The following is a 10732-nucleotide window of genomic DNA, read 5'->3' as shown; positions in this document are numbered from 1 at the left end:
ACTATTCTGCACGTCCCAAAGCGGGCATGTCGGTGAGGGTGGAATCGTGATCTGACCGCGATCTTTTCGGGAAATGTGGTTATCGACCCACGGGCAGGACCTCCTGCAGTGAGTCCACCATGTGTTGCAGCCGGTCCGTGAGCTCGGCGTTGTCGCCGTCGGCGGGCTCGGTGATCACCATGGCCACCGTGTACTCACCGGAGGCGTACCAGGCTCCGCTCACCTGCTTTTCCCCGAAGGGACCGCTCGCCATGTAGAGCGGACCTTCGCTCTGGCTTTGCTTCTCGGACAGGGTGACTTGATACAGGTACTCGGCCACGGCCTGCGCCTGTGCCGGTTCCTCGGTCCGCAGCACCAGGAGCTGGTAGCCGGTCGAGCCGTCCAGCGAACCGCGGACGATCACCTCCGTGACGCCGTGCTCGGTGAAGAACTCGGCGGTCTTCGCGGGGTAGAGCCCGATTTCCATGCCGCGCTCCACCGACATCGTGGAGTTGTTCGGGCTCTGCTCGCCGGGCAGGGACGGCAGCCGGTCCGCCAGCGCGGCCTCCTCGGTCCTCTCGTCCGCCCCGGTCTTTCCGGGCATACCGTCGTCCGGCGACGCCACGGCGCTGGGCGCCGGAGTCGAGGAGTCCTGACCCAACCACCACGCGCCACCGATCACGGCGCCCAGTGCCAGGAGCACCGCGCCCGAGACCGCCACCCAGGTCAGCCCCGGTCGACGCGGGCTGTCGTTCCCCGTGACCGGCGGTCGATCGCCCTCGGGCGGCGGGAGGTGTGAGAAGTCGGGATAGCGGATCAGTTCCGTGGGCCGTTCGTCGGCGGGGCTGGGTGCGGTGGTGGGCGTGTCACCGGACAGCAGCGCCGCCGCGTTGAGAGCGGGCGACTTGGGTGGCTCGGGCGACTGGTAGGGCTCCTCGGAGGCGGTCCCGGTCGAGGTGCTCCCGGTGGAGTCGCCGGCCGCTCGTGCGGGATTGGTGGCTCGCCAATCGGGGGCACTGCTCTGTGGGACGGCCGTCTCGGCCGAGGTCTCTTGCGAGTCCTCCGAGGCGGTGGGCGCGGGCTCGGCCGGTGCCGTAGAGGGCGGTGTAGAAGGCTCTGCCGTCGGCGTAGAGGGCTCTGCTGTGGAGGCCGTGGAGGCGTCCGAACTCGTCGGGGCTTCCGAGGTCTTCGCCCCGTCCGTGGTCGCGGAACCCGACGAGCCGGTCGAGGTCGTCGCGGGAGCCTGCGGTAGAAGTGGGGCCCCCGACACTTCGGCGAGGATGTCCTCGCGTCGCCGTCGGTGCTCGTTGCTGCTGATGGCACCCGCGGCGAGCTCGGCGTCCAGACGACGCAGTTCTTCTTGCCAGGACATCGCCAACTCCCCCTGAGCGGTGTGTAGCGCGTACACCCTAGTTCGCCACGCGTTCGCGTGACATTTTGGCGGTAGAATCGAGTACATGATGTTGTTCGGCCGAAACAAGACGCAGCTGGTATCCGCCGACGAGGCTCTGCCCGGGCGGGCCGAAGCTCTTGTGACACCCGACCTGCATGCCGTGTTCCCCGAGCGGCGGATCAAACCGCCGTTCCCGGAGGGCCTGCGCACGGCGGTGTTCGGCCTCGGTTGTTTCTGGGGAGCGGAGCGGCTGTTCTGGCAGACGCAGGGTGTGTATTCCACGGCCGTCGGTTACGCGGGTGGGCACACCCCCAACCCGACGTACGAGGAAGTCTGCACGAGCCTCACCGGCCACTCCGAGGTGGTGCTCGTCGTGTTCGACCCGAACCAGGTCTCGTACGAGTCGCTGCTGAAGGTGTTCTGGGAGGGCCACGACCCGACGCAGGGCATGCGTCAGGGCAACGACATCGGCACCCAGTACCGGTCGGCGATCTACTACACCAACGACGAGCAGCGGGAAGCGGCCGAGGCGTCGCGCGAGTCGTTCCAGAAGGCGTTGCGTACCGCGGGCTACGGCGAGATCACCACGGAGATCGCTCCGCTGCGGGAGTTCTACTACGCCGAGGATTACCACCAGCAGTACCTGTACAAGGTGCCGAACGGTTACTGCGGCATCGGTGGCACGGGCGTTTCCTGTCCCGTGGGTACGGGGGTTGGCGGCGCCTGAGCGCCGCCACGCCGGGTTCCTCCCGAAACCGCGCCGAAAGGCGCTGAGGCGACGAATAGCGATAAACAGCGACAAAACACGAGGGCGGTGGCTTTTCGGCCACCGCCCTCGTCGTCGTATGAGAGCGGACGACGGGATTCGAACCCGCGACCCTCACCTTGGCAAGGTGATGCGCTACCAGCTGCGCTACGTCCGCGTGCCCGGCTTCTCGGCCGGTGCGCAGAACACTTTACACCTTTCCGTTCCACCGCTTCACGGTGGCCCCTCCCTGGCCCCTTCCCGGTCTCTGTCCAGCCCCTCCCTGTGCACCGCTTCGGATCTCTTCTCGCGAAGAGATGCAGGTACGCGAGTGACTCCGTATGGTGTTCAAAGTTCAACCGAAAGGGCGACAGCCCGAAGGGGGTGCCTGGCTGAATGCGGACCGATTCAGGCTCCACAGCCGATCAGCCAGGTCTGATCGAGCGTATCCGTCTCGGGGACGACGCCGCGTTCGGTGAGCTTTTCCGGGAGCACGAGACGGCCGTGCGCAGGCTGGCCCGTGGGCTCGTGTCAGATGCGTCTGAGGCCGAGGACGTCACGGCCGAGACGTTCTTCCGCGTGTTCCAGGCCATCCGCCGGGGCAACGGCCCCAGTGAGAACGTGCGTGCCTACCTGTTGACCGTGGCGAGACGGGTCACGTGGGAGTGGCAGGCCGCCCGGCGGGACGTGCCCGTCACCGATGACGAACTCACCGCCAGGCTCGGTGCGAGCACCGACTGGCTCGACTGGCAGAACCGGACCGCGGAAGTCGCGCTCATCACCCGTGCGTTCACCAGTCTCCCCGAACGTTGGCGGACGGTTCTGTGGCGTACCGAGGTCGAAGGCGAGCAGCCTGCCGTGGCGGCGTCTCATTTCGGGCTGAGCGCCAACGCCACGGCAGCGCTCGCACGGCGTGCCCGGATCGGTCTGCGCGCCGCGTATCTGCAGGCACATCTGGCCGCGGACCGCAGCCGGGGTAGTTGCCGGGGCGTGGTGCGCAAGCTCGGCGGCTACGCCGCGGGCGGCGTCACGGGTACCGAGGCCCGCAAGATCGCCGGTCATCTGAGTGGTTGTTCGTCCTGCCGATCGACTTATGACGAGCTGCGGCGGGTCTGTTCGATCCTGCGGACGCACGCGGGCGTCGTCGTGGTCCTCGTCCCGTTGTCGGGTCTGGCGTTGGGCACGTCCGGGGCCGGTTTGGGAGTGGGTGCCGCCGTGGCGGCGGGTGCGGGCGGTTCGGCCACCACCGGCGGTGTCGCGGCCGGTGGGAGTGTGGGCGCGAGTGCGGTGACCGCCATGGCCGCAGGTAGCGGCAAGGTCGGCTTGTCCTTCGTGTCCGCGGCGGCGGTCGCGGGCATGGTGGGTACGCCGGTGCTCGACGTCATCGAGTCCGGACGGGCGGAGGTCCCGACCGAAGTGGGTACGTTCATCGAGCTGTCGAGCGCTTCGAACGGCGATGACGGTGAGGACGGGGCCTTGCCCGGGGCTGCCGCAAAGACGCTTCAGGGCAGGGGACACCGAGCGAGCGCGGCCGTGGACGAGCCGTCGGCGTCATTGCCCGGGCCGCCCGCTGATTCGTCGAGCGGTTCGCTGCAGGCCACGGAGTACACACTGCCCGCCGAGAGCGTCGCCGTGGGTACCGGTGTTCCTTCCTCCTATTTCTTCCCGTCCGACCCGTCCAAGACCCCGGGTCGGAGTGAGCCATCGGGTTCCGTCCCGCTGGAGGCGACACAGCCTTCCGAGCCGGGCGGTGAGGCGCGCGACGATCGATGTGATGCGCAGTGCGCCGTATTGGGCGGCGACGGCGGTGACAGTGCCGGTGATAGTGCCGGTGCCGGGACCGGAAAGCCGACGGATGCGGGCGATGTCTTCTCGTAGCCTTTTTCCGGTCTTTCCTCGGGGCCCGGTCGCGTGGCGCCTGACGGGAAACGTCGAAGTGGCGCGGACTTCCCGCCGACGGGACGATCACGGTAACGTTGCGGTGACGATCTGTTCAGGACGGGCTAGCGGAGGAAGCGGATGAACCGGTTCGCCCAGGGCTCCGACGGTCGGGCCTGGATTATCCGTGCCCATATGGAATGGCGTCGACCCGCCACGGCCGAGGACTTCGAGCACGACGTGGCGGCCAACCGTGCGCCCGGTATCGCGATGATGTGCGTGGCCATAGTGCTGGGCCTCGTGCTTCTCGTGTGGATGCCCGAGGGCGTCGTGATACCGACCTGGGTTCCGTTGGCACTGTTGCTCGTGGCGTTGTTCTTCCCTCTGCGTTGGGTTTTACGGAGGCCGTGGACTGTGGTGGCCGAGACCGAGGGGGACGAAACGGGCGAACGTCCTTCGGAGCGGTGGGTTGGCACGGTCATCGGCATGTTCAACGTACACGGTGAAGTGCAGCGCATCGCCAAGTCGATCCAGAAGGAAGACCTGCCCGATTTCGACGGCCCGTTGCGTCCGGTCGAATGAGTCGGGCCGAGTTGGTTCAGGCCGGCTCGCCTTACGTTCTCCTTCGGCGGCACGCCGACGGCGGTGTCCTCGTGGGTCGGCGAGACGCTGGTCGGCAAGCGATTCTCAGATCATCGGTGAGACGGTCGCGTCGCACCGCAATAACTCTCAGTGTCCATGTGAGAACATAGAGTGATCAGTCCTGTACGTAACGTGTGTGCTCAGATCTTGCACGTCACCGGATGAACGCAGAGCATGGACGCTGTGTCAAGTGTGTTGACCACGCAGACCGTCGTGGCCTTTGGTGTGGGGGCTTGTCTCGTCGGCCTGGTCACCGTCTTCGTCGTCCTCATCCGACGTCGGAATTCGGGTGGCGCCGTCGACGACGCGGTACTCGACGCCGTCCGGCTCATGGCGGACTCGCCGTTGGAACTTCGGCGAGGTCTGAACCAGGATGCGGCGGACAAGATCACATCGCGTCTGCTCAAACTGTTGCGGTGCGTCGCGATCGGAGTGACCGATCGCGAGGGAACGTTGCTGTCGTGGGACGGTGAGGCAAACGACCACTACGTCGATCTCGTCGATCCCATCGGCACGGCCATCCGCAAGAAGCGGCACGAGGTCGTCTCGCACAACAAGGTGCCGTGCAATCACCGAGGTACCTGCCGGATGCGAACGGCCGTCATCGTGCCGCTCATCATCGAGGACGCGACCGAGGCGGTGCTCATCGTCGTGGATCGCACACGTGGCAGGCGCATCGTGACGATGGCCGAAGCCGTGTCGAAGTTCGTGCGAACACAATTGGTGGCCGCGCGGCTGGAGGAGGCCAGGCACGAGCTCCAGCAGGCCGAGATCAAGGCGTTGCGGGCGCAGATCTCCCCACACTTCGTCTACAACGCGCTCAACACCGTCTCGTCGCTGATCCGGACCGACCCGGAGGAGGCGCGGGAGTTGTTGCAGGACTTCGCCGACTTCACGCGCTACTGTTTCCGCGCCGAAGGCACCTACACCACGTTGTCCGACGAACTGCGCAACATCGACAGGTACCTGACCATCGAGGGCGCACGCTACGGCAACAGGCTCAACGTCCGCCTCAAGATCGCGCCGGAGGTGCAGTCGGTGGTGGTGCCGTTTTTGTTGATCCAGCCGCTGGTGGAGAATGCCGTCAAGCACGGGATCTCGAAGAAGCCCGGTGGTGGCACGGTGACCGTGGTGGCCCAAGACCTCGGTTCCGAGGCCGAGATCAGTGTCGAGGACGACGGTGTGGGCATGGATCCCGCGCTGTTGGAGGGGATGCGTGACTCGCGCAGCAGCGCGCACATCGGCCTGACCGGTATCAACCGCCGCATGCACCAGGTGTATCGCGATCAGTACTCGCTCATGGTGGAGACCGCTCCGGGGGCGGGCATGAAGGTCACGATGCGGGTGCCGAAGTTCGTGCGAGCCGTGCGGCCCGACATGCCCGGGTACTCCGTCGACGAGTCGGCGGCGCCGCGTCGGGGGCCCGCGCAGGCGAGGTCGGGCGTCGCGCTCGGGTCGTAGACGGTCGGGGCGAGAAAGTCCGGTTCGTCGATTCTGCGAGGCGAACATCACGCTCGAGTTCGAGGGAAGCCCGCGGAAGTACGCTGGCTGCATGAGTCGCAAGGACATGCTGATTTCCCGGCTTCCCAAGCTCGGTGAACGAGTTGAGCGCAAAGATGTCGTCTCCGTCGTCAAGTTGCACGGTGTGATCACGTCGCAGGCATCACCGCTGGCGGCTCGCGGTGTCATCAACCTGGCGTCGACGGAGTCGGCGCTGAAGCGCGCCTTCGGTCACGAGCGGCTGAAGGCCGTCGCGTTGCAGATCAACTCGCCCGGCGGTGCGCCGACGCAGTCGAGCCTCGTCGCTGAACGCATCCGCCAGCTGGCCGACGAGAAGGGGGTGCCGGTACTCGCGTTCACCGAGGACGTGGCGGCTTCCGGCGGTTACTGGTTGGCGTGTGCGGCCGACGAGATCTACGCACACCGCACGTCCCTGGTGGGGTCCATCGGGGTCATCTCGAACTCGTTCGGTTTCGCCCGTCTGCTCGAACGCTTCGGTATCGAGCGCAGGCTCTACGCGACGGGGGAGGGCAAGTCCCGGCTCGACCCGTTCAGCCCGGAGAGGCCCGAGGACGTGGAGTGGCTGAACAAGCTGCATGCCCAGTTGCAGGACCTGTTCGTGGAGTGGGTCAAGCAGCGGCGTGGGGACCGGCTCGTCGAGTCGGACGAGCTGTTCACGGGTGACGTGTGGCTCGGGCAGAAAGCCGTTGAGCTGGGGCTCGTCGACGGGGTCGGCAATCTCCGGGAGATCGTGGGGAAGCGGTATCCCGACGCGGAGATCGTGGTGGCCGAGCCGAGGAAGCCGTTGCTGGCGAAGCTGGGTGTCGGGGCTCCTGCCGCTGCTGTGCTGGAGGCGGTTCAACACCGTTCGCTGTGGTCCCGTTTCGGACTGTGATCGACACCCACTATTCTTGGGGACGGCGGGCGGGGTTCGATTCGCCCGACAGCGTAGTGGACATCGACCCTTGCAAGCGGCAGGATGCGTTTCACTGTGAGTGCTCCCCATGACACACCGAGGCTGCTCGTCCTCGCCGTCGACGACGAGCCGCCCGGTCTTGCTCAATTGAGGCACTGCCTGGAGGCGAATCCACACATCGGCGAGGTACTCCCCGCCGTCGACGCCTCGGAGGCGCTACGTCTCCTCGGCTCCGACGACGAGCGGATCCGAGTGCGCAAGCAGCGTGGGCTACCTCCTGTGGACGCCGTGTTCGCCGACATCAACATGCCCGGCCTGTCGGGAATGGAGATGTCGCGTGTGATCGCCTCGTTCAACCCGGCGCCCGTGCTGGTGTTCGTCACCGGTCACGCGACGGAGGCCGTCGAGGCGTTCGATCTCGGCGCCGTGGACTACGTACTCAAGCCCGCGCGCCAGGAACGCATCGACAAGGCCGTGTCGCGGGTGCTGGAGAAGATCGAGGCGGCCTCGGGTTACCGCAGGTCGGCCGAGCCCGCTCGGGGCCGTGACGACGACGAGGTGATCCCCGTCGAGTTGGCGGGCACCACCAAACTCATCCCACGCTCGTCGGTGCGCTGGGTGGAGGCTCAGGGCGACTACGCCAGGTTGTTCACCACCGAGGGCAGTCACCTGGTGCGCATCCCCCTCGCCCAGCTGGAGGAACGCTGGGCCAAGGCCGGGTTCGTGCGTATCCATCGTTCGTTCCTCGTGTCGTTGCCCCTCGTCACGGAGCTGCGCATGGGGCAGGGTGGTTACCAGGTCGTCATCGGTAACGAGGAGAAGGTGCTGCCCGTGAGCCGCCGGCACACGCGGGAGTTGAAGGACAAGTTGGTCGGATCGTCCCGCATGGGATAGCGGGCCATGACAGACGACGACAACGACAACGACGACAACTACGACAGCGTTCGCGGTATCCGGCGGCCGGACCCGACACTCGGCAAGCGGGCACGCTCGGTCGAGCCGCAGCGGCCGACCGTGGCCTTGTCGTCGTCGGCGTCGTCGGCGTCGTCGGCGTCGTCGGCACTGTCACCGGAGGTCGCCTCCCCTGGTGAGGGGCACGCCAGAGCTCAGCGGCAGCGCGTCGTGCTTGCCGAACCGCGGCGGAGATCCAGTTCGTCGATGCGAGCCAGGGTGGAACTGGCCGAGCAGACGAGTTGGGGCAAACTGCTGGTCAAAGACCTCGTCAAAGTGCAGTTGCGGGCGGGTTCGTTGCTGTTCGGGCTGGTAGTGGTGGTGTTGGGGGCGTTGCCGCTGTTGTTCCACCACGTGCCCGAGGTGACGACGTGGCGTGTGGTCGGGCTTCCGTTGCCGTGGATTTTGCTCGGAATCGTGCCGTTTCCGCTCCTTTTCGGTGTCGGACTGTGGTACAACCGGCTGGCGGAGCGACACGAACGGGACTTCGTCGCGATGATCGAGAATTGACGTCGGCAGCAAGATGCAGCGAGGGAACAGTCCGTGCAACTGAACCCGTGGGCCCTCGCCGGTGTCGCACTGGTCGCGGCCGCGACTCTGTATCTCGGCTACCGCACCTCGCAGTCGGCCAGAAGTACCGACGACTTCCTGATCGCCAGGCGAATGGTGCGCTCCAGACGCAACGCCTCGGCCATTTCCGGTGAGTACATCTGTGCCGCGTCGTTTCTGGGGGTGTCGGGGCTCGTCCTGAAGGACGGCGCCGACGCGTTGTGGTTCCCGGTCGGTTTCACGGCGGGCTTCCTCGCTTTGGTGATCTTCGTGGCAGCGCCGTTGCGCCGGTCGGGTGCGTACGCGATCCCCGACTTCCTGGAGGCGCGACTGGGGGCCACGGTGTTGCGGAGCACGTCCACGTGCTTCGTCGCGGCGTTGGGGCTGATCTACCTGGTGCCGCAGTTGCAGGGCGTCGGTCTGGCATTGGAGTCGGTCGTCCCCGGCGTGGAGGGCTGGTGGGGTTCGACGGTCGTGGTGGCGTTCATCGTGGCCAACGTCATGCGGCGTGGCATGCGTTCCGTCACCCTGGTGCAGGCATTCCAGCACTGGATCAAACTCTTCGCGCTGGCCATTCCGACCTTTCTGTTGTGCGCGGTGTTTTTGGGTAGCGGGGGCGAGGGTGCCTCCGGCGGTCTCGGCGCGGAAGCACCTCCGGAGTTCACCGAGGAGACCACGGTGACCGTGGGCACCGACGTGACACTGCGGGTGGGTGAGCCGACGGCGGTGCACGAGCTCGACAAGGACTCGCCGGAGCCGACGGTGTGGATGCCCAGCATCGACTACCCGGTGAGCGAGGGGCAGCGGTTGCTGTTCCCGGCCGGGTCTTTCGTGCCCGTGGTGAGCGACGCCGAATTGGACAACGCGAGTTGGCTGCGCCCCGCCAAGGACGCGGACGACCTGTGGTGGACGTATTCGGTGATCACGGCGATGTTCCTCGGCACGATGGGGCTGCCGCACGTGCTGGCCCGCTTCTACACCAACCCCGACGGCAGAGCCGCCCGCCGCACCACCGTGCAGGTGTTGTTGCTGTTGGGCGTGTTCTACCTCTTCCCGATCCTGTTGGGGGCACTGTCCCGCCTGTACGTGCCGCAGTTGTTGGTGACGGGCGAGACCGACGCGGCTGTGCTGGAGCTCCCGACCGCCATGCTGCCGGGCGTGGCCGGTCAGGTGGTGGTCGCGGTGCTGGCCGCGGGCGCGTTCGCGGCGTTCGTGTCGGCGTCGTCGGGACTGTTGGTCAGTGTGGCCGGCATGGTCGCCACGGATCTGTTGTGGAACAAGACGAGGGACTTCCGCATCGTGGTGTTCGTCGTGTCGGGACTGGCCGCGGCCGGTGCCGTGGTGCTGCCTCACGACGACCTCGCGCACACCGTGGGCCTGGCGTTCGCGTTGGCGGCGTCGACGTTCTGTCCGGTGCTGTTGCTCGGCATCTGGTGGCGGAAGTTGACGTGGGTCGGCGCGCTGCTGGGGATGCTGGTGGGCGGCACCGGGGTGCTCACGGCCGTCGTGTTCTATGTGGTGTCCCGGGTGAACGGGGAATCGGTGCCGTGGTTCGTGGCGCAGCCCGCCCTGTTGACGGTGCCCGCGGCACTGTTCACCACGGTGATCGTGAGTCTCGCCACCGCTCGGCGTGTGCCGGACGACGCGGGTGTCGTGATGCTTCAGTTACACGCTCCCGACCGGCTCGGGTTCATGTGTGATCGACGTGGTGGTGGGCCCACGGTGCGACGGTGGGACGACACCGATCGACGTCACAGGAGCTGAAGGCTCATGGGCGTCGCACAGAGGGGCATGCGACGATGGAAGCGTGAACCACTCCGCCGATGTACCCACGGTTTCGGTTGACGATCTCCCTTCCGGGGAAGGATATGTGCTGCTCGATGTGAGGGAGCAGGACGAGTGGGCGGCGGGTCACGCGCCCTCCGCTGTCCATATCCCGTTGGGCGATCTGCCGGCGCGAGCCGCCGAGCTCACCGAGCTGGCCGACGACCGTCCCGTGTATGTCGTCTGCCGTACCGGTGGCCGGTCGGAGCGGGCGACCGCCTGGTTGAACGCGGCCGGTGTCGTCGACGCCGTCAATATCGCGGGCGGGATGAAGTCGTGGGCGACTTCGGGATACCCACTCGTCGGCGACTACGACGACGTGCCTCCCGAGGTGCTGTGACCTTTTCGAGGGCCT

Annotated in this window: 10 protein-coding genes and 1 tRNA gene; 9 read left to right on the top strand and 2 right to left on the bottom strand. The window is 66.7% G+C overall.

The genetic code is table 11. The annotated features are described in order from the left end of the window. Nucleotides 1-79: 79 nt before the first annotated feature. A complete protein-coding gene (locus M7H19_RS13820) occupies nucleotides 80-1351 on the bottom strand; it encodes a hypothetical protein (protein WP_298181315.1) in 1272 nt (423 codons plus the stop codon). Nucleotides 1352-1436: 85 nt separating this feature from the next. On the opposite strand from M7H19_RS13820, the gene msrA reads away from it, so the two are divergent. Beyond that, entirely contained in the window at nucleotides 1437-2099 is a 663-nt protein-coding gene (gene msrA, locus M7H19_RS13815; protein ID WP_298181314.1) for a peptide-methionine (S)-S-oxide reductase MsrA, read from the top strand. A 123-nt stretch (nucleotides 2100-2222) separates the two neighbouring features. Here the strand turns inward: msrA and M7H19_RS13810 are convergent. Then, nucleotides 2223-2295 (bottom strand) — tRNA-Gly (locus tag M7H19_RS13810). A gap of 218 nt (nucleotides 2296-2513) precedes the next feature. On the opposite strand from M7H19_RS13810, the gene M7H19_RS13805 reads away from it, so the two are divergent. The 8 genes from M7H19_RS13805 (at nucleotide 2514) to M7H19_RS13770 (ending at nucleotide 10717) form a co-directional block, all read left to right on the top strand. Then, on the top strand, nucleotides 2514-3995 hold the full coding sequence (locus tag M7H19_RS13805; RefSeq protein WP_298181313.1) for a sigma-70 family RNA polymerase sigma factor: 1482 nt from the start codon (nucleotides 2514-2516) through the stop codon (nucleotides 3993-3995). Between the two features lie 141 nt (nucleotides 3996-4136). Then, nucleotides 4137-4577 carry a DUF983 domain-containing protein gene (locus M7H19_RS13800; RefSeq protein WP_298181312.1) on the top strand — a complete coding sequence of 147 codons (441 nt, stop codon included), beginning with the start codon at nucleotides 4137-4139 and terminating at the stop codon, nucleotides 4575-4577. A gap of 234 nt (nucleotides 4578-4811) precedes the next feature. Further along, on the top strand, nucleotides 4812-6098 hold the full coding sequence (locus M7H19_RS13795; protein WP_298181311.1) for a histidine kinase: 1287 nt from the start codon (nucleotides 4812-4814) through the stop codon (nucleotides 6096-6098). A gap of 91 nt (nucleotides 6099-6189) precedes the next feature. Then, nucleotides 6190-7032, top strand: coding sequence for a S49 family peptidase (locus tag M7H19_RS13790; protein ID WP_298181309.1), 843 nt, complete (start codon nucleotides 6190-6192; stop codon nucleotides 7030-7032). An 84-nt stretch (nucleotides 7033-7116) separates the two neighbouring features. Further along, the gene (locus M7H19_RS13785; RefSeq protein ID WP_298181307.1) at nucleotides 7117-7947 is read left to right on the top strand and encodes a LytTR family DNA-binding domain-containing protein; all 831 of its coding nucleotides are present in this window, start codon (nucleotides 7117-7119) and stop codon (nucleotides 7945-7947) included. Nucleotides 7948-7953: 6 nt separating this feature from the next. Next, complete coding sequence (locus tag M7H19_RS13780; RefSeq protein WP_298181306.1) at nucleotides 7954-8514, top strand: hypothetical protein; 561 nt, start codon at nucleotides 7954-7956, stop codon at nucleotides 8512-8514. Nucleotides 8515-8547: 33 nt separating this feature from the next. Next, nucleotides 8548-10317: a cation acetate symporter gene (locus M7H19_RS13775; RefSeq protein WP_298181304.1), complete on the top strand. Its 1770-nt coding sequence runs from the start codon at nucleotides 8548-8550 to the stop codon at nucleotides 10315-10317. 43 nt (nucleotides 10318-10360) lie between these two features. Continuing rightward, the gene (locus tag M7H19_RS13770) at nucleotides 10361-10717 is read left to right on the top strand and encodes a rhodanese-like domain-containing protein (RefSeq protein WP_298181302.1); all 357 of its coding nucleotides are present in this window, start codon (nucleotides 10361-10363) and stop codon (nucleotides 10715-10717) included. Nucleotides 10718-10732 lie beyond the last annotated feature (15 nt).

Origin of the sequence: Saccharomonospora sp., assembly GCF_027317685.1 — a bacterium.
Taxonomy (GTDB): domain Bacteria; phylum Actinomycetota; class Actinomycetes; order Mycobacteriales; family Pseudonocardiaceae; genus Saccharomonospora.
This window is presented reverse-complemented; position numbering and strand designations above follow the sequence as displayed.